General features: G+C 29.1%; 19 protein-coding genes. 16 read left to right on the top strand and 3 right to left on the bottom strand.

Annotated features, from left to right (window positions below; genetic code table 11):
- The first annotated feature begins 23 nt into the window (after positions 1 to 23).
- The gene (locus tag BS62_RS11215; RefSeq protein WP_496491368.1) at positions 24 to 1,823 is read left to right on the top strand and encodes a DEAD/DEAH box helicase; all 1,800 of its coding nucleotides are present in this window, start codon (positions 24 to 26) and stop codon (positions 1,821 to 1,823) included.
- Positions 1,824 to 1,909: 86 nt separating this feature from the next.
- Here the strand turns inward: BS62_RS11215 and BS62_RS11210 are convergent, their stop codons facing one another.
- On the bottom strand, positions 1,910 to 2,731 hold the full coding sequence (locus tag BS62_RS11210; RefSeq protein ID WP_496491367.1) for an undecaprenyl-diphosphate phosphatase: 822 nt from the start codon (positions 2,729 to 2,731) through the stop codon (positions 1,910 to 1,912).
- A gap of 149 nt (positions 2,732 to 2,880) precedes the next feature.
- On the opposite strand from BS62_RS11210, the gene BS62_RS11205 reads away from it, so the two are divergent.
- From BS62_RS11205 to BS62_RS11180, 6 genes are all read left to right on the top strand, one after another.
- Positions 2,881 to 3,789: a tyrosine-type recombinase/integrase gene (locus BS62_RS11205; protein ID WP_496491366.1), complete on the top strand. Its 909-nt coding sequence runs from the start codon at positions 2,881 to 2,883 to the stop codon at positions 3,787 to 3,789.
- A 78-nt stretch (positions 3,790 to 3,867) separates the two neighbouring features.
- Complete coding sequence (purB, locus tag BS62_RS11200) at positions 3,868 to 5,310, top strand: adenylosuccinate lyase (RefSeq protein ID WP_496491365.1); 1,443 nt, start codon at positions 3,868 to 3,870, stop codon at positions 5,308 to 5,310.
- Positions 5,311 to 5,572: 262 nt separating this feature from the next.
- The gene (gene yjeM / locus BS62_RS11195; protein ID WP_496491364.1) at positions 5,573 to 7,084 is read left to right on the top strand and encodes a glutamate/gamma-aminobutyrate family transporter YjeM; all 1,512 of its coding nucleotides are present in this window, start codon (positions 5,573 to 5,575) and stop codon (positions 7,082 to 7,084) included.
- Positions 7,085 to 7,335: 251 nt separating this feature from the next.
- Positions 7,336 to 7,497: a rubredoxin gene (rd, locus tag BS62_RS11190; protein WP_496491363.1), complete on the top strand. Its 162-nt coding sequence runs from the start codon at positions 7,336 to 7,338 to the stop codon at positions 7,495 to 7,497.
- A 163-nt stretch (positions 7,498 to 7,660) separates the two neighbouring features.
- Positions 7,661 to 8,443: a Cof-type HAD-IIB family hydrolase gene (locus BS62_RS11185; RefSeq protein ID WP_496491362.1), complete on the top strand. Its 783-nt coding sequence runs from the start codon at positions 7,661 to 7,663 to the stop codon at positions 8,441 to 8,443.
- A gap of 89 nt (positions 8,444 to 8,532) precedes the next feature.
- Positions 8,533 to 9,411 carry a DUF1002 domain-containing protein gene (locus tag BS62_RS11180; RefSeq protein WP_496491361.1) on the top strand — a complete coding sequence of 293 codons (879 nt, stop codon included), beginning with the start codon at positions 8,533 to 8,535 and terminating at the stop codon, positions 9,409 to 9,411.
- Between the two features lie 17 nt (positions 9,412 to 9,428).
- Here the strand turns inward: BS62_RS11180 and BS62_RS11175 are convergent, their stop codons facing one another.
- Positions 9,429 to 10,289 carry a DMT family transporter gene (locus BS62_RS11175; RefSeq protein WP_496491360.1) on the bottom strand — a complete coding sequence of 287 codons (861 nt, stop codon included), beginning with the start codon at positions 10,287 to 10,289 and terminating at the stop codon, positions 9,429 to 9,431.
- A gap of 192 nt (positions 10,290 to 10,481) precedes the next feature.
- Here BS62_RS11175 and BS62_RS11170 point away from each other — a divergent pair, with 192 nt between their 5' ends.
- Positions 10,482 to 10,940, top strand: a complete 459-nt coding sequence (locus tag BS62_RS11170) for a MarR family winged helix-turn-helix transcriptional regulator (protein ID WP_496491359.1) — start codon at positions 10,482 to 10,484, stop codon at positions 10,938 to 10,940.
- A gap of 47 nt (positions 10,941 to 10,987) precedes the next feature.
- Here BS62_RS11170 and BS62_RS11165 read toward each other — a convergent pair whose 3' ends face one another.
- Positions 10,988 to 12,190 carry a pyridoxal phosphate-dependent aminotransferase gene (locus BS62_RS11165; protein ID WP_496491358.1) on the bottom strand — a complete coding sequence of 401 codons (1,203 nt, stop codon included), beginning with the start codon at positions 12,188 to 12,190 and terminating at the stop codon, positions 10,988 to 10,990.
- A 525-nt stretch (positions 12,191 to 12,715) separates the two neighbouring features.
- Between BS62_RS11165 and BS62_RS11160 the strand changes: the two genes are divergently transcribed.
- The 8 genes from BS62_RS11160 to BS62_RS11125 form a co-directional block, all read left to right on the top strand.
- Positions 12,716 to 13,555, top strand: a complete 840-nt coding sequence (locus BS62_RS11160; RefSeq protein WP_496491357.1) for a sulfurtransferase — start codon at positions 12,716 to 12,718, stop codon at positions 13,553 to 13,555.
- Positions 13,556 to 13,901: 346 nt separating this feature from the next.
- Positions 13,902 to 14,987 carry a putative NPN-dependent ornithine cyclodeaminase gene (locus BS62_RS11155; protein ID WP_496491356.1) on the top strand — a complete coding sequence of 362 codons (1,086 nt, stop codon included), beginning with the start codon at positions 13,902 to 13,904 and terminating at the stop codon, positions 14,985 to 14,987.
- Between the two features lie 91 nt (positions 14,988 to 15,078).
- Positions 15,079 to 16,221 (top strand): aldo/keto reductase, encoded by a 1,143-nt coding sequence (locus BS62_RS11150; RefSeq protein WP_496491355.1) that lies wholly within the window; start codon positions 15,079 to 15,081, stop codon positions 16,219 to 16,221.
- A 112-nt stretch (positions 16,222 to 16,333) separates the two neighbouring features.
- Positions 16,334 to 17,152, top strand: a complete 819-nt coding sequence (locus BS62_RS11145; protein WP_496491354.1) for an AAC(3) family N-acetyltransferase — start codon at positions 16,334 to 16,336, stop codon at positions 17,150 to 17,152.
- 27 nt (positions 17,153 to 17,179) lie between these two features.
- Entirely contained in the window at positions 17,180 to 18,016 is an 837-nt protein-coding gene (locus tag BS62_RS11140; protein WP_496491353.1) for an AIM24 family protein, read from the top strand.
- 156 nt (positions 18,017 to 18,172) lie between these two features.
- Positions 18,173 to 18,646, top strand: coding sequence for an aminoacyl-tRNA deacylase (locus BS62_RS11135; protein ID WP_496491352.1), 474 nt, complete (start codon positions 18,173 to 18,175; stop codon positions 18,644 to 18,646).
- 22 nt (positions 18,647 to 18,668) lie between these two features.
- Positions 18,669 to 19,646 (top strand): galactose-1-phosphate uridylyltransferase, encoded by a 978-nt coding sequence (locus tag BS62_RS11130; protein WP_496491351.1) that lies wholly within the window; start codon positions 18,669 to 18,671, stop codon positions 19,644 to 19,646.
- A 215-nt stretch (positions 19,647 to 19,861) separates the two neighbouring features.
- Positions 19,862 to 20,252: dicarboxylate/amino acid:cation symporter (locus BS62_RS11125; RefSeq protein ID WP_496491350.1), on the top strand; the 391-nt coding region annotated here is incomplete at its 3' end.

Below are 20,252 nucleotides of genomic sequence, written 5' to 3'. Positions count from 1 at the left end.
ATAAAGCAAGGGGGAATGTAAAGTTGAGCCTATACAGACAAATAGATTCTGAACTAGACGCTCTTAAGATAAAAGAAAGTGAAAAAGGGTTTTATGACATATTAAAATTAGATGGAAAAATAATTCCAAAGGTTACTCCATTTAAAGGGGTAAATACAGATCTTCTGTATATAAAAGATGGATGTGTACTTTTTGTTAAATTCATGGACACCACTGAAGAGATATACTCAATAATTGATGAAGAACTACTAGAAGTTATGAATGAAGAATATGAACTATTAAAATCAAAAATGGAAGAAACTTCAAGTGAAATAAAATACAACTATGTTTTTGTAATGCCATATGTTACAGTGGAAGATAAATGTGAGTTGGACGATTTTGTAGATTATCACATAATAGATAAACCTAAATTAGAAGAATTAAAAGAGAATAATACCAATATAAATTCTTACTTAAAAGACAAAAACGAAGATGTAACTTTAAACTTATTTCTGTTACAAGTGTGTCCGGAGTACTATACTATAAAAAATAGAGAAGATATTTATTTTAATAAAGAATTTAAGAAAATATCTTTTTCTGGAGATTTTTATAACTATACAAGTATGTTTTTAAACGAAGAACAAATAAAAAATATAGACTCTATAAAATACGGCAATAGTTTGGTTATAGGGCCTTCTGGATCATCCAAAACTACTATAATGTTATCAAGAGCAATAAAGCTAGCTCGTATATATCCACATCACAAATTTATAGTGTTTACACACTGTAAACAGCTATGTAATGAGCTAAGAGAAATGTTAAGTATATTATTACCAAACAATGATAATTTAGAGATTCATACTTTTCAATCTTTCTTGTTTAAACTTGCCAAACAATATGAATTAGTAGTAGATTATTATAAACTAAAAGAAAACTATGAAAAAGCGATAAAAAATATTTTACTACAAGCTAGAAATAGTATAAAAAATAAAAATATGTTTAAAGGGATATTTATAGACGAAGCAGAAAGTTTTACTAGTGAGGAAATGGATTTCATAAGGGAATTTTTATATAAATCAAAATTTATATTCAATATATTCTCATGCAAATCTAAAAATATATCTAATTTTGTAAACATATACAAAAATCCATGGGATAACATTGAATTTAATGAAGTTTTATATTTGAAAAATAATTATAAGCAAACAAAAGAACTAGTTGCATTTTCAAATAATTTTGGCAAAAACTCCTATGATTATATAAAATCATTAAAATCAGATTTTACAGATGATTACTTTATACCGTCTACACCTCTTAGAGATATAAACAGTAATGTAAATATATTAAAAGTATCTAATTTGGAAGAGCAAATAAGCTCTATATTATGGGAAATAGAATATCTTATTAATACAAAAGGGCTAAAATATTCAGATATAGCTATAGTCTACCCATATAATAAAAAGAAACTTAAAAATGGAAAAACTATATACTTTCAATATATGTTCAGAAAAAATCTAGAAGAAAATAATATACCTTATGTATGTGCAGATGAGGACATTACAAATTTATCTTATAAAAGTGGAGTTACAATATCTAATATATACACTATAAACAACCTTCAGTATAAAGCTGTAATACTTTGCGAGTTGGAAATGCTATATAATCATATGATTGTCGATACAAAACAAGATTATCAGGTAAATGACTTTGTAGGAGATTTAAATAAGGTATACTTAGGAATAAATACAGCTACAGATTACTTGACTATAGTTACTACCTTTAATGAAGACTCAAGTGACATAATAAAATTACTTATGGACTCTATAGAGCAAAAAATTCGCTAAGCTCATGTCGCCAACAACGATATGGGACCTTGCTCAAATTTAGAAGTAGGTAATTGAAAAAAGAAGCACAATATAGTGCTTCTTTTTTAGAATAATCCACCAGTCATATAGAAATAACCAAGTAATATTATACCAAGTACTATTCTATAATAACCAAATATCTTAAAGTCATGCTTTTGTATATAACTAACAAGGAACTTTATAGCAAGTATTGATACAATAAATGCAACTAAAGACCCAAATCCTAAAATCGACCATTCATAAGAACTAAATGAAGCACCATCTTTAAATAGTTTTAGTGCACTAGCTCCAAGCATTGTAGGTATAGCTAGGAAAAATGAAAATTCAGCAGCAATAAATCTTGATGCCCCTAGATATACACCACCTATTATAGTGGCAGCTGATCTAGATGTACCTGGTATCATTGCTAAACACTGAAATAAACCTATACCTATTGCACTCATATAACTCAACTGAGAAAAATCTTTTATTCTAGGTTTTTTATTTCTTCTTTCTAAAAGGATCATTACTACACCGTATAATACAAGCATTATAGATACTGTTACTGGATTGAAGAACTTAGCTTCAATATAATCGTCAAATAATAATCCTAAAACTGCAGATGGGATAACTGCAATTACAACCTTAATCCAAAGATCTATAGTGTCCCTTTTTTGTCTGCTAGTTTTTTTAGGGTCAAAAGGATTTAACTTTTTAAAGTACATAACAACTACTGCAAGTATTGCACCAAGTTGTATAACTACGTTAAATGTATTAATAAATGTCTGAGTAAAATTAAATTTAATCCATTCACCTACTAATATAAGATGGCCTGTGCTACTTACTGGTAACCACTCAGTAATTCCTTCTACAGTACCAAGTAAAAGCGCTTTTAAAAATTCTATCAATATTGTTACCTCCAATCTTAGCAATATATAACAAATTAAAGTATACCAATATTAATATATATAATCAATAATAAACTAAAATACCATTAAAGGTAATAATATTTCGAAAAATGGCAATGATTTAAATAAATAAAAATGGGGGGATAATTATGGAAACAACAAAAGTATTAAACGACTATGAATATGAGGTTTTTAAACTTTTTTCTAGAAAACTAAGTCCAAATACAAAAAACGACTACTTAGGAAAGGTAATGCTATTTAAGGAGTTTTTAGATGGAAAAGAACTTATAGATGTAAATAGTGAAGATTGCCGTAAGTTTGTTGAAGCAATTAAGAAAACTTATGCAAAGTCCACTTGTGAAAAAATATATAGTTATTTGCATAGTTTTTATAATTTTCTAAAAAAAGAAGAATATGTAGATATGAATCCATTTAGAAATTTAGAAAAACCAGAAGTAACTAGAATAAAAACTAAGGACGATGTTTTGAGTGTTCAAGAAATAAACACATTAATAGAAACACTTCCAAGTCTAAATATTAGAGATAGGCTAATTATTGTATTTTTAGTAACTACAGGATGTTTACTAAATGAATTGGTAAAACTAAAATGGGAAAATTTAATGCTAGATGAAAATAACAATGCTTATTGTAAATTAGGAAAAGGAAGAAAAGAAAGAATAATAAAATTACATCCATACTGTTGGGAATTAATATTAAAGTATAGAAATTATTCTGGACTTCCTGAAGAAATAAAACCAACTGATGAATTTGTGTTTACAACACAAAAAAGCGACTCTATAACAGATAGAAACGTGAGAATTATAGTTAGAAAGGCCTTGGATTTAGCGGGACTTCATAATTACTCAGCTAAGGATTTTAGACATTCTTTTGCAGCAATTAGCTTAAGACTAGGAGCAGAAGAAGAAGATATCAAAAATCAATTAGGCTGGAGTGATAAGCATTATGCTATAAGGTATAAATACGTATTGAACTTTGTAGATAGTGAAGCTGTTGATTATATACTAAAAGAAGATAAAATGAACATAAATAAAAAATAGGTTGTTATAGTTCGTGATTTTGTGTATAATAAACTTATTGATAATAAGAATGTATTTAACTAGGAAGGAGTCTGACATATGGAACAATCTAGATACACTACATACAACAATCCGCTAATAGACAGATATTGTAGTAAAGATATGAGTTATATATTTTCTCCGCAATTTAAATTTTCCACTTGGAGAAAATTGTGGGTAGCACTTGCTGAAGGTGAAAAAGAACTAGGACTTAATATAACTAAGGAACAAATAGACGAATTAAAAGCAAATATTGATAATATAAATTTTGATGAAGCTAGAAAAATAGAAAAAGAAGTTAGACATGACGTTATGTCTCATGTAATGGCTTACGGAATCCAAGCTCCAAGTGCTAAAGGTATAATACATTTAGGTGCAACAAGTGCTTATGTTGGAGATAATACAGATATAATACAAATGAACGAAGGACTAAAGCTTTTAAGAATAAAACTTGCAAGTTTAATAAACAACTTAAAAGATTTTGCTCTAAAATTTAATGATACTCCAACTTTAGGGTTTACACACTTCCAGGCAGCTCAATTAACTACAGTTGGTAAAAGAGCATGTTTATGGATACAAGATTTATTATTAGATTTAGAAGATCTAAATTACAGAATAAATAATATTAAGTTAAGAGGGGTTAAGGGTACGACGGGTACTCAAGCCAGCTTTTTAAGTTTATTTGAAGGAGAACATGAAAAGGTAAGAACATTAGATAAACTTGTATGTAGCAAAATGGGATTTGAAAATAGTTTTGCTGTAACAGGACAAACATATAGTAGAAAACTTGACTATCAAATTTTATCAACTTTATCTTCTATAGCTCAAAGTATGCACAAAATAACTAATGATATAAGGTTGTTACAAAGCTTAAAAGAATTAGAAGAACCATTTGAAAAAAATCAAATAGGATCATCAGCTATGGCATACAAGAGAAATCCTATGAGAAGTGAGAGAATTTCATCTCTTTCAAAATTTGTTATTTCAGAAAGTCTAAACCCAGCCTTAGTTCATTCTACACAATGGTTAGAAAGAACATTAGATGACTCTGCTAATAAAAGATTGGCAGTTCCACAAGTTTTTATGGCTGTAGATGCAATACTTGAAATAGGTATAAACGTAACTGATGGATTAGTTGTATATAAAAATATGATAAATAAGCATATAAATGAAGAACTTCCTTTTATGGCTACAGAAACAATACTTATGGAAGCTGTAAAAAGAGGTGGAGACAGACAGGAATTACATGAAAAAATAAGAGTATATTCTATGGAAGCTGCAAAACGTGTTAAAGAAGAAGGTAAAGATAATAATTTAACAGAAATGATAAAAAATGACGATTCATTTAAGATGAGTAAAGAAGAAATTGAGTCTATAATGGATCCTATAAATTTTGTGGGTAGAGCGCCAGAGCAAGTAATAGAGTTTATAAAAGAACATGTAGACCCGTCCATAGAGTTATTTAAAAATGAAATAGATATAAAAATCGATTTAAACGTATAAAGTTATACTTGGATTAATAAAACATATTTAAAGCATAATACAAAAAAAGGAACTATTTTATAGTTCTTTTTTTATTTTAAAGAATATTTTTAAGGTTTGAAAGCATTGAAATATTCGACAAAATGAAGGAAAAATATCTGACAATTCATGTCGAAAAATAAGAGAAAAATCATTGCCAAAACAATAAAAAGGAATTATAATAATTTACATGAGTTGAGATAAAAAATAAAAAATTAACAAGATACTTAGAGGAGGAATAACGATGTCTGCAAGCACTAATAGCAGTAAGAAATTAAACATGACGGCATTGATACTTATGATATTTACATCAGTATTTGGATTTAATAACATGCCAAGATCGTTCTACTTAACAGGTTATGCTGCAATACCATGGTATATAATATCTGGATTAGCATTCTTCATACCTTATGCATTTATGATGTCAGAGTTTGGTGCAGCATTTAAAACTGAAAAGGGTGGTATATACTCTTGGATGGAAAAATCTGTTGGAGCTAAATACGCATTTATAGGAACATTCATGTGGTATGCATCTTATATAATATGGATGGTTAACGTAGGTTCTGCAATTATGATACCTTTATCAAACGCAATATTTGGATCAGATACAACAGCAACTTGGTCTTTATTCGGACTAAGCTCAACTCAAACTCTAGGATTAATAGGTGTTATTTGGATGGTACTTGTAACATATACAGCTACTAAAGGTTTAGATAAAATATCTAAAATAACATCTGCAGGTGGTACTGCAGTTGCAGCGCTTAACATAGTTTTAATAGTAGGTGCTATAGCTGTTTTAATAGCAAATGGTGGAGAATTAGCTCAACCAATAACTTCTGCTCAAGCATTTACACAAGCTCCTAACCCAGCTTATCAAACACCAATAGGTATGTTATCATTCTTAGTTTTCGCTATATTCGCTTATGGTGGTATAGAAGTTGTTGGTGGATTAGTTGACCAAACAGAAAATGCAGAAAAAACATTCCCTAAAGGGGTTACAATAGCTGCTATAATAATATCAGTAGGATATGCAATAGGTATATTCATGGTTGGTATATTTACTGACTGGACAGCTGTATTATCTTCAGAAAACGTACACATGGGTAACGTTGGATATGTTGTTATGCAAAACTTAGGTTACCAATTAGGACAAGGTTTTGGAATGAGTGAAGCTATCTCATTAACAATGGGTGCATGGGTAGCTAGATTTGTTGGTTTATCAATGTTCTTAGCGTTAAGTGGTGCATTCTTCACATTAACATATGCTCCGCTTAAGCAATTAATAGAAGGTACTCCAAAGGAATTATGGCCAGGTAAAATGGGTGAATTAAAAGATGGAATGCCTATAAACGCTATGTGGATACAATGTATAATAGTTGTAGTTATGATGTTAATGGTATCATTTGGAGGAGACGCAGCTGCTGCATTCTTCACTAAATTAGTATTAATGACTAATGTTGCTATGACTCTACCATACATGTTCTTATCAGGAGCGTTCCCTAAATTCAAGAAAAACGAGTCAATAGAAAAACCGTTTGAAGTTTACAAATCATATAAGTCTGCATTAATAGCTTCAGTAATAGTTACATTTACTGTAGGATTTGCTAACTTCTTTACAATAATAGAGCCTGCTACAAGAGGAGATATGGCTTCTACTATATGGATGGTAGCTGGACCATTATTCTTCTCAATAGTTGCTGTAGTTATGTACAACAATTATGAAAAGAAAACTAAAGGTGTAAAGAAAACTGCTTAACATATAAGAAGCTTAAGGGTTGTTGAATATTCAACAACCCTTTTTTAAATGACAAAAAATACATTAATAAATTTATTAAAAAAGTATCATAATAAGGAAGTGCTACTTAATATAATTTTAAATAGAAATATAAATTATAGGAATAATATACCAAATAATTTCATGATTTCTGTTTACTATGCACAAAAAGTGGTATAAACTAAATATGATAATAAAATATAATTAGAAATATAATCAAGGAGGTAATTATCATGGAAAAATATGTATGTGTAGTATGTGGTTATGTTTATGATCCAGAAGTAGGAGATCCAGACAATGGAGTAGCTGAAGGAACAGCTTGGGAAAGTGTACCAGAAGAATGGGTATGTCCATTATGTGGAGTAGGAAAAGATCAATTTGAAGTAGAAGCATAAAAAATACATAAAAAGGCTGCTCTATTTAGAGCAGTTTTTTTATGTATTTTTGAGCAAGGTCCCTGCTTTTCAATGCCGCTTAAGACATGAGCGTAGCGAATTTTTTATTTGTATTGTATAATAGAAATGATGTGCGGTATAAAGACATAAGGAGATGAAATATATGAAAAAATTGCTTGCTTCAGATATTGATGGAACATTAATTATAAATGGAAGTATAAAAGATGAAAGTATAGATCATATAAAGAGATTTAAAGAAAAGGGCCATGCCTTTATATTGTGTACAGGAAGAGATTTTGCAAATACTGAACATATATTTAATGAATATAATGTAGAGGTAGATGCACTTGTTTTGTGTAATGGGGCTTTAATACTTGATAAAGATCTAAAAGAGATGAAAAAAGATAGTATAGATTCAGACGTTGTAAAGGGTATATATAAAGAAATACAAAATGACGAATTATATAAATTCGCAATAGTAGATGGATATAAAACATATGTAGTTGGAGAGTTTGAGTTATTTGATGGTTTTGTATATAAAGCAGAAACCATAAATGAGGAAGAGTTTTTGAATAAAGAATATGATGTTAAATTAATAAGTATAAATGCTTCAGATAGAAGTTCTGCAAGTGCAGAAAGACTAAGAAATATCATAAATGAAAAATATAAAGACTATGTTATTGCTTATAGAAATCAATATTTCATAGATATAGCTCCTGTGGGATGTTCAAAAGCTAATGGAATATCCAAATTAACAGACATGTTTGAAGTAACAGACGATGATGTTTTTGTAATAGGAGATTCGTGGAATGATTTAAGTATGTTTGAAAGCTATAAAAATTCATACACATTTAATCATGCAGAAGATGAGCTAAAACAACATACTAAAATGGTTATATGTGAGTTTCACAATTGCTTAGAAGATATACTAAATGGAGAACAATAATAAAACCTTACAAAACTGTAATTGAATAAGTAAGTAATATCATATATAATCAATGTAAGTTATTTTATAAAATGTAGGGAGAGATAATTATGAAATTTAAAAACAAGTTTATAAGTACATTATGTGTTGCTTCTATATTGACATTTTCGTCATTGACTGCTTTTGCAGATACTTACAATGTAGTTACACTTGGGGCTAACTTAAGTGAAGATCAAAAAAGTCAGATGTTAAACTACTTTGGAGTTAAAGATGGGGATGCTCAAGTACTGACAATAACTAACAGTGAAGAAAGACAATATTTACAAGGGGTAGCTCCTGAATCACAAATAGGAACAAAGTCTATATCTAGTTCTTATGTTCAACCACTATCACAAGGAAGTGGATTGGATGTAGAAACTAATAATTTAACATGGGTTACTGAGAGTATGATAGCTAATGCACTAGCTACAGCAGGGGTTGAAGATGCAAAGGTAGTGGCATCAGCTCCATTTAAGGTATCTGGAACAGCAGCCCTTACAGGTATAGTTAAAGGATTTGAAAAATCTACTGGAGAAAAAATAGACAAAGAAGCACTTAAAACAGCAAATGAAGAGTTAGTTGTTACAGGTGAACTAGGTCAAAATATAGGTAAAGATGAAGCAGCTGCAGTAATAAATCAAATTAAAGAAGAAGTTGTAAAGCAAGGTGCTAAATCAGAAGATGAAATAAAACAAATAATAGTAAATATATCTAATGAATACAATATAAATTTAACTCAAGATCAAATAGCTCAGATCTTAGGATTGATGAAAAATATATCTAACTTAAATTTAGACTTAGGTCAACTACAAGGCCAATTGAAAGATGTAAGTGCTAAAGTAAAAGAAACATTAGGAAATGTAGATGTAGAACAAGCTCAAGGATTTTTTAATAGTCTAATTGACTTTGTACAAAATATAATGAATGCTATATTTAATGCATTTAAATAGTGAAGAAGCCTAGATTTCTAGGCTTCTTTTTGTTTTTTGTTTTTATAAAAATATACTAGTATAGGAGAACATATTATAAGTATTCCTCCGATAATACTATAAGCATCTGGAATCTCAGAATAAAATATAAAACCGAGGATACCAGAAAATACTATTGTCGAATAATCGTAAATAGCTAAATCAGATGCTTTTGAGTATTTATACGCCAAAGTTAAAAACAACTGATAAAGGGCTGCAAATATACCTGTTCCAAGGAGCCCTAATAATTGATATAAGTTAGGAGTTACAAAATCAAATAACATAAAAGGAATTACAAATATAACTGATACTAATGAAAAATAAAATACTATAGTTGAATAATCTTCTTTTTTGTTCAAAACCCTAACTAATACTCCCGCTGACCCTGCACATAATGCAGATCCAAAACCAGCAAGGGCAGGTATCATAGAAACATCGAATTGAGGTTTTATAATTAATAATGAACCTATAAATACCAAAATAAGACCTGGTATTTGAACAATAGATATTTTTTCTTTTAAAAATAAATATGCAAATAACGTTACAAAAAACGGAGAAAGTTTATTTAACATGGATGCATCAGCGAGTAGCATATTATCTATTGCATAAAAATATAAAATAACACCAGATACTCCGAGTAATGCTCTCGACATTAAAAGAAGTTGATTTTCTTTTTTGCCAAGTAAGCTTGCCTTATTTTTCAGTACTATAAATAAAACTATAAACAAACTAAATAAATTTCTGAAAAATACTTTTTCAAATACAGGAATAGCATCAGTGAATTTAACCATTAGACCCATAGTTGAAAACGCCAGTGCCGATAAAATCATAAAAAATACACCTTTATTGCTAGTTTTCATGTCAAAAACCACCTTTAATATTGTTATATCATTTATACCATGATATGTAAAAATATATAATAGGTTAATTGCATTATTTAACTATATGATTGGGAATAATATTTTTGTGAAGAAAAACCCCCTTAAAAATTCTTATATTATACGTAAATATAATATAAGAAACTTTATAATTAAGATTTAGAGGTGATATACATGAGAAATCTAGTAAATGAGACCATAACATTTGTATCTAGAACACTGCCAGAAATATATTCTTGTTTATACTTAGACTACTTAAAATTATATAGTCCTAATTACAATGTAAATAAAACACAATTAAGAGCTCTAATATTTATAAAAAATAATGGACCAAAGAGTATGACTGAATTATGTCTAAAACTGAATATAGAAAAGGGTAGTTTAACAAGTATGATTGATGACCTGAGTAATAAAGAATATGTTGTACGTGAAAGAGACTTAGATGATAGAAGAAAATATCTGATAAACTTAACGGAAAAAGGAAATGAAGTAGCTGAAGAATGTATAGATAAATTTACAAATGGATTAGATGAGAAATTAAGTAAATTATCAGAAGAAGATAGAAGTGATTATCTGAACTCTATAATTAAAATGCAAGAGATAATGGAAAAAAATAAAGAAATATTTAAATAATAAAAAAGGCAGCCTATTTGGCTGCCTTTTTTATAGCAAAGCGAATTTTATTTACCTTCAACTTCAGCTAAATATTTTTCAAGACCAGCTTTTAATACTTGCATAGATTTAGCTAAATCTTCTTTGTTTAATACGTAAGCAAGTCTTACTTCGTCTTTTCCTAAACCTTCAGTAGCATAGAATCCTTCAGCAGGAGACATCATAACAGTTTCTCCATCTAAATTAAATTCTTTTAACATCCATATAACGAATTTTTCTGCATCTTTAATTGGTAATTTTGCAACTACGTAGAATGCACCAGTTGGCTTTTCACATATAACTCCTGGTATTTCCATTAGACCTTTATATAATACATCTCTTCTTGATTTATATTCTTCATTAACTTCTTTGAAATAGCTTACTGGAGTTTTGTATAATTCTACAGCACCTACTTGCTCTAAAGTAGGAACGCATAATCTACCTTGGCATAATTTTAATATTTGAGCCATAAGATCTTTGTTTTTAGAAGCTATAGAACCTATTCTAGCTCCACAGGCACTATAACGCTTAGAAACAGAGTCTATTATTAATACTCTATCTTCGATTTCTTTAACATTACCAAAGCTTGTATATTCTAATCCGTCGTATACAAATTCTCTATATACTTCATCTGCTATTATCCATAAGTTATTTTCTTTAGCTATATCAGCTATCATTTGGATTTCTTTGTCAGTATAAACAACTCCTGTTGGGTTTCCAGGGTTAGATAAAAGTATAGCTCTAGTTTTTTCATCTATTCTAGATACTATTTCTTCTTTAGATGGTAAGTGGAATCCATCTTCTGCTTTAGTAGTTATAGGTTTTATACCAACATTTACAGCATCACCAAATCCATTGTAGTTTGTATAGAATGGCTCTGGTGCTAACATATTATCTCCAGGATCACAAGTAGCTATCATTGCAAATAATAATGCTTCACTACCACCGTTCATTATTAATATCTCATCTTTATCATAATCCATATTATAAGTTTTATAGTATTCTCTCATAGAATCTATAAGCTCTGGTATACCTTGAGATAGTGCATATTCTAAAACTTCTTCTTGATAGTTTTTAACAGCATTAAAAAATCCTTCTGGAGTTTTTATATCTGGTTGACCTATATTTAAATGGTAAACTTTAGTACCTCTTGCCTTAGCCTCAGTTGCAAATGGAACAAGCTTTCTTACAGGAGAAGCTTGCATACTAGTTATTCTACTTGAAAACTTCATCTTTATGTTACCTCCTAGCGATTAATTGTAATATGTAAATATTGATAATATTTTACATATTCATGATAACATAAAAAAAAATAAAAATCATCTACAAAAAAAAGACCTAAAACAACAAAATTTTCTGCAAAAGTTTTGAAATTTAACTCGAAATAACAAATATAATCAAAGTTAAATCTAAAATTAAATTTATAAAATTATTTTATTAACAATGATATACTAATGAATACACTTCAAAATATAATAATAAAATATACCTGTTTAAAAATTTGGTAGCATATACGCAATTTTAAACTGCAAAGAAGAATAAACTAAAATTCTTTCTTGTTGTCACGGCTTTAAAACATTTTTATTATAATATTAATATACTGTAATTTAACAAAGTGAAAAACTGTCTTGTCAAAAAATATCATTTTTTGTCTGCGAAATATTTTTAAGATATATAATATATTATAGAATTATTATGTTCATATTAATAAAATAAATATAATTTTTTATAAAGGTTTGTTAAGGGAGGTTATATAAATGAAAAATTTAGTAAATGCAAGTTGGTTAAAAGAAAATATAAATAATGAAAACTTTGTAGTTGTAGATTGTAGATTTGACTTAATGGAACACTCATATGGAAAGGAAAGTTATGAAAAAGGACATTTACCAGGTTCATTTTTTATGGATATGGAAAAAGATCTAGCATCAAAGGTTGAAGAACATGGAGGAAGACATCCTTTTCCAGATTTAAATGAATTAAAAGAAAAATTGGAAGATATAGGGATAGGAAATGATACAAAAGTAGTAGCTTATGACGATGGAGATTTAGCTGGTGCAGCTAGGTTTTGGATGGTATTAAGATATATGGGTCATAATAAAGTATATATATTAAATGGCGGTATTAAATCTTGGTGTGAAAAAGGTTATGAATTATCACAGGATAATACAGTTTCAAGCTCAAGAGGAGCTTTTGATATAAATATAAATGAAAATATGTTAGTAAAAATGGAAGAAGTAAAGCAAAAACTAAACAAAGAAAATGTAGCAATTGTAGATGCAAGGGAAGAAAAAAGATATAATGGCGAAGTTGAGCCAATAGATAAAAAAGCAGGTCATATACCAGGAGCGCTAAATTACTTCTGGATGGAAGTACTAAATGAAAACCAAGATAAAATAAAAACTTTGGAAGAACTAGAAAAACACTTTGAAGAACTAAAAAATTACGATGAAGTAATATTATATTGTGGCTCAGGACTAACTACTACAGTTAATAGCCTTGCACTTGATGAATTGGGAATAAAACATAAGGTATATGCAGGAAGCTATAGTGATTGGGTAAGTTATGAAGAAAATAAAGTAGAAGTAAGTAAATTATAAGAATATTATTAATATGATTTAGTTAAAAAATAATCAAATAAGAAAATATTTTTACTATATAAAATATGAACTTAAATATTATTAATATTTTTATATTTTATTGTATGTAATACTGAAAAATGCAGAACTCCACACAGGTTTAATAGAATTTACAATATGAATATTTTGAAATAAATATGCAAAAAATAATGTGAATTTATAATAGGCTTCTGTATATACAGAAGCCTTATTATTTATATAATAAAAAATTTTAATTGGAAAAATGTCAGATTATGTTATAATAAATATATAGGACGTTAAAATTTAAACGATTATTAAATAAAATATTACATAGAGGTGATGACAAATGGGCTTTAATTTAAGAGAGTATATTGAACCTAATTTTAATGAGGAAAGATTTCTATCGGCTCCAAATGTTACAACCATAGAAGTTATAAAAGAGGGAGTTGCTCCAGATAACTATCATGCTAATTCTATATATCCTGAATATTTCAAGATAAATGGCAAGTGGGTTTTAGCAGAAGAAAGTAGAATGGACTGTGTTCCAGTTGTTACAAAAGATGAAAAGATTGAAGTAAAAGAATTTAGAAATTTAAAACTTGGAGATAAGGTTGTTGTAGGTAGAAGTGAAGATGGTAGCGAAGGAATATATTTATATCCGCATGGATTTACAAAAGATTTAAAGGATAAGGATTTATTTGCATTTAGATCAGGTAGATCAAGGGAAACTTCATACACTAAAGATTATGAAAATCTATATGAGTTATTAAGACATGAAAAAGAACACGGTCATATAGTATGGGTATTAGGCCCAGCTGCTATATTTGCTAAAGGTTCTAGAGATGCAATGGCTGATTTAATAAAAAATGGATATGTTAGTGCATTATTCGGTGGAAATGCAGTAGCAACACATGACTTAGAAGGGGCGATGTTTAATACAGCTCTTGGACAAGATATATATACTCAAGAATCTATAAGAGATGGACATTATCACCATCTAGATTTATTAAATAAAGCAAGAAGAGCAGGGTCTATAGAAAAATTAATAGAAGATGAAAATATAGATAGTGGAATTGTTCACGCTTGTGTAACAAGCAATGTGCCTATAGTTCTAGGAGGGTCTATAAGAGATGATGGACCACTTCCTATAGTAATATCAGATGTATATGAAACTCAAGAAGAAATGAGAAAACACGTAAGAAAAGCCACAACAGTAATATGTATGGCTACTCAACTACATTCAATAGCTACAGGTAATATGACTCCTTCTTACAGAGTAGTAGATGGAAAAGTAAGACCAGTTTATTTCTATTCTATTGACGTTTCAGAATTTGCAGTGAATAAGTTAAGAGATAGAGGAAGCCTTGAGGTAACTACTATGGTTACGAATGTACAAGATTTTATAATGAAATTAAGAGACAACTTAGTATAAGAATTAGCACTTACAATTGTAAGTGCTTTTTATGTTCATATTTACTGGTATAATAATATAAAGAAGAATTTTTATTTTGGAGGATAATTACATGAAATATGTTAAATATGGAAAGACAAATAAAAATGTTTCTGTAGTTGGTTTTGGTGGTCTTAGATTTGATTTGGATAAGAGTAATGAAGAAAATGCAAAGCTAATTAAGTATGCATATTATAAAGGAATCAACTATTTTGATACAGCACCAGGCTACTGCGATGATAGAAGTGAAGATATATTTGGGGTAGCTTTTAGAGAAATGATAAAAGAAGGAAAAAATGATTTTTATGTTTCAACAAAAGGAAGACCAACAGTATACGACACTGCACAAAAGGCTATAGATGGAGTCAAGAAATCTATAGAAAGATTAGGAGTTCCTAAAATACATTTTTATCATGTATGGTGTATTAGAAAAATGGACCACTATGAGCTAGCTATGAAAAAAGGTGGTCAATACGAGGGGCTATTAAAATGCAAGGAAGAAGGATTAATTGATCATATTGTATTTTCATCACATCAACCAGGAGACGAAGTCATTAAAGTACTTGATGAAAATAAATTTGACGGTGTTACTATTGGAATAAATTTATTGAATTTCCCATATAGATGGAATGGAGTTACATATGCACATGAAAACGGATATGGAGTAGTGGCTATGAATCCATTGAGTGGTGGGTCTATTCCTTCTCATGAAAAAGAACTATCTTTTTTATCGGAAAACGGAGAAACTGCCACAGAAGTAGCGTTGCGATTTAATATATCAGCTCCTCAAATAACTGTCTCACTAATTGGGTTTAATAACTATAAAGAAATTGATGAAGCTTGCAAAATTGCTGATGAGAGCAAACCATTTACAGAAGATGATATTAATAATTTGAAAAATAAAATAGGTGAAAATATGAACGAGATTTGTACCGGATGTGGGTACTGTAAAGTATGTCCAGAAGGTATAAATATACCTGGTTATATGCTATTTTACAATGAAAAACAGATGTTTAAAAAAAGCGATGAAGAAATGATAAATGAGGTTTATGGACTTGAGTATTGGAATTACAACATGAATGCTAAAAAGTTTTCAAAGGATTGTATAGAGTGTGGTAAATGTCAACGTGAATGTACGCAACATCTTCCTATTATCCATAGATTAAAAGAAATCTCTGCATGGGAAGAAAAAGGAACTAACAATATAACTGTGTAATTCTTGAGCAATGGACCTGCTATTCAAGGTCATTGGCGACATGAGCGAAGCGAATTTTTTATATAAAGTTGCTATAGCACGAAACTAAATAATAGGGGAGGGGATTTGATATATGAACGAAATAAGAATAATAGAACGAACTAGACATCCGAACACAGTTAGTTCTATATATAATGATCTAAAAAAACTCGGCATATGTGAAGGTGATACTGTACTTGTTCATTCTTCACTATCTAGCATAGGATGGGTCTGTGGGGGTGCTCAATCTGTAATAATGGCTCTTTTGAAATCAATAGGAAATGAAGGAACTTTAGTAATGCCTGCTCAAAGCCCATCAATATCAGATCCAGAAGAATGGGAAAACCCGCCTGTGCCTCATGACTGGCTATATGATGTTTATGAAAATATGCCAGCTTTTGACCCTATGATGACTCCTACTGAAGGGATGGGTAAAATACCAGAGCTTTTTAGAACTATTCCAAATACCGTTAGATCAAATCATCCGCAAGTATCATTTACTGCAAATGGTAAGTTTGCAAAGATAATTACTGAAAATCATGAATTAACACCTGGATTTGGAATGAATTCACCCTTAGGTAGGTTGTATGAATTAAATGCAAAAATACTTTTACTTGGGGTAGGGTATAATTCTTGTACAAGTTTTCATCTTTCTGAAGCCATTAATGAAAAAATGCCTAAAAAAAGAATGGGAACGTCCATAATGGAAAATGGTATTAGAGTATGGAAGTGGTTTGAGGATTTTAACTATGACTCAGATGACTTTGGAATTATAGGTATGGAATTTGAAAAAATTTATAATGTAAGTAATGGTAATGTAGGGAATGCAAAGTGTAAAATCTTTGATATGAGAACTGGAGTAGATTTTGCAAAAGAATGGTTAGCTAAAAATAGGTTTGAAAATAGTATTTAAAAAATATAAATATATAGGGGTGTAAAAATGAAGTCAAATTTAAATTCTAATAAAGATTTAATTACTGTAATAGATAAGGTTGAAAATGAAAGATTATCTATTGAAATACTACAATACGACGATTTAACAGGTGGAAATTCTGCTACAGATTCGATGATGCTTTATTTTATGAAGAAATCTAATGTTAAGTTAAGACAAGTGAAAATGACTATGAAAAATACTGCTGTAAGATTAGAAGCAGGGGCATTATATATGCTAAAAGGTAATATAGAAATGGATAACAAAATGGGCGGACTAATAGGATTAGGTAAGAAATTCCTAAAGAGTAGTGTAACAGGGGAAACGACTTTCAAACCCACATACAAAGGAAGCGGAGAACTATACTTAGAGCCAAGTTATGGACATTACGTAATAATAGAGTTAGAAAATGAAGAAGTAATAGTAGACGACGGTGTGTTCTATGCATGTGAAGATACTGTAGATGTAGGCGTATTTATGCAAAAAAACTTATCTTCAGCCGTTCTTGGAAATGAAGGTCTATTCCAAGTAAAACTATCAGGAAGTGGTTTTGTTGTTCTAGAAGTTCCTGTTCCAAAGGAAGAAATATTAGAAGTTGAGCTAAATAATGAAACATTAAAGGTAGATGGAAACTTTGCTATACTTAGAACTGAAGGTGTAATATTTACTGTTGAAACATCTTCAAAATCACTGATAGGATCAGCTACTAGTGGAGAAGGCTTACTAAATGTATTTAAAGGTAGAGGAAAAGTATGGTTAGTACCAACTGAAATAGCTTATAGAAGACTTGGTTATGGAGTATCTTCAATGAGTAATCCAGGTGGAAGTTCAAATACTAAAATATAAATAACAAAAGCTTTAGATTATAATCTAAAGCTTTTGTTATTTGTTTACATAATAATATTATTGCAGAAAAAATTATTCAGAAAATTATAATATAAGTAATTTTACAAAATATGTAATAATGTAGTAGAATATAAACTAAGTATAGGAGGTATAAAAATGAACTTAAATACATATGAAGAAAATTTAATAAAATATATAGAAAATAACAACATACAAGCTACCCATTTAATTTTTAATGAATCTTGCCATTCAGCAGAGGAAGCCGCGAAAGCTGCAAACGTAGAAGTTGAAAATATAGTAAAGAGCATATGTTTTGTAGATAAAAACAATGACTTAATAGTAGCTATATTAAGTGGGAATGATAAACTTAGTGTGCCAAATGTAAAAAATGCACTAAATATTCCAAGACCTAGAACTGCAACAGAAAAAGAAATACTGGAAAAAACAGGGTATGTATGTGGTGGCGTTCCATCGCTTGGATATGAAGCTAAATTTTTAATAGATGAAAAGGTTATGGAAAAAGATGAAATTCTTATGGGTGGAGGTTCTCCTAGGTCTTTAGTTAAAATATCTCCAAAGGAACTTATAAGAATAAATAATGGAATAATAGCTAAAATAACTAAGGAATAAAAGGTGTTAATGAGGTGATTATATGTCAGAATTTAGAACTAGCTTATTTACAGGACAAAGTGTAATAATTGCAAAAGATAGATCAAAACGTCCGATGAAATCAGAAAAAACTATTTATGAAATTGAAATCAATGAATATGAAGAAAGTTGTCCATTTTGCATAGGGAATGAAAATCAAACTACACAAGAAACATTTAGAATAGAAGAAGATAATAAGTGGTTAGTTCGGTCATGTTACAATATGTTTCCTATAATAACTCAAGAGTATGAGTTAAGTAAAAAAGATGATTTTTTTACAAACTTAGATGGATGTGGAGTACATGAAGTTCTTGTAGATACATATAGACATAATGGACACTTTTTTAATATGAATGTTTATGAATTTGAACTTATGTTTACTATGTACAAAGATAGATATTGTGATTTAATTAATGGCAAAGATGTAAAATATATTAGTTTATTTAAAAATTTTTTAAGGAATTCAGGAGCATCAATGGCACATCCTCATTCACAAATAATTTCACTTCCTATAATACCTAAGGATGTTTTAGAGGAAGTTGATAATTGTAGAAGGTATTTTGAGGAAAATAATAAAACTCTTCATCAATCAGTTATAGATTATGAAGTAAAAGAAGATAAAAGAATAATACATGAAAGTGAAAACTTTATAGTTTTAGCTCCATATGCGTCTATATATAGCGGAGAAATATCTATTATAAACAAAAGTAATGAAAAATTTGAAAATATATCAAGTAAGAATATAAAAGAAATATCATTAATTTTTAAGAATCTATTTGATAAAATGAATATTGTCTATGGAGTTATACCTTTTAATATATATTTACATAGTCATCCAAAATACCAAAACTGCGAAGATTACTACAACTGGCATATTCATATAGTTCCTAGAAAATATAACTATGGAGGGTTTGAAATTGCAACTGGACTTTTTGTTAATTCAACAAGCCCAGAAAAACTTACAAAATTATTTAAGTATTAAGAAGCTCATTTTGTGCATTTGCACAGGGTGGGCCTTTTTAATTTTATAAAATAAATTATAAAATTAATTTTGTAAATACAAAAAATGAATAATTTATTTTAATAAATTCTTTTGTATAAATTTAAAAAACTATTTTAAAAATTGATACAATGTGATATGCTTTATAAATATAAAAGACATTATGATATTTCGACAATCAGAATAGGAGGAAAATAATGAAAAAGAAAATAGGTTTAACTACGAAAATAATGATAGGCCTTTTGATTGGTGTAATATGTGGCCTTATAATAAAGGGAATGCCTGCAGGATACGTCAAGGACACTGTACTTTTAGGCGGAATATTGAAAATACTAGGAACTGGATTTACAACAGCAATAAAGATGATGGTTGTGCCACTAGTATTTGTATCTCTAGTATGTGGAGCTTCAGCTATGGGGGATATAGGTAAACTTGGTAGAATAGGTGGAAAAACTATGACATTCTACTTACTTACTACAGCACTTGCTATAACTATAGCATTAATAGTTGGGAAAGTAGTAAATCCAGGGGTTGGACTTGATATGTCTAACTTAATAACTCAACAACCTACTATAGGAGAAAATAAAT

The organism is Sporacetigenium mesophilum DSM 16796 (assembly GCF_059569055.1).
This window is presented reverse-complemented; position numbering and strand designations above follow the sequence as displayed.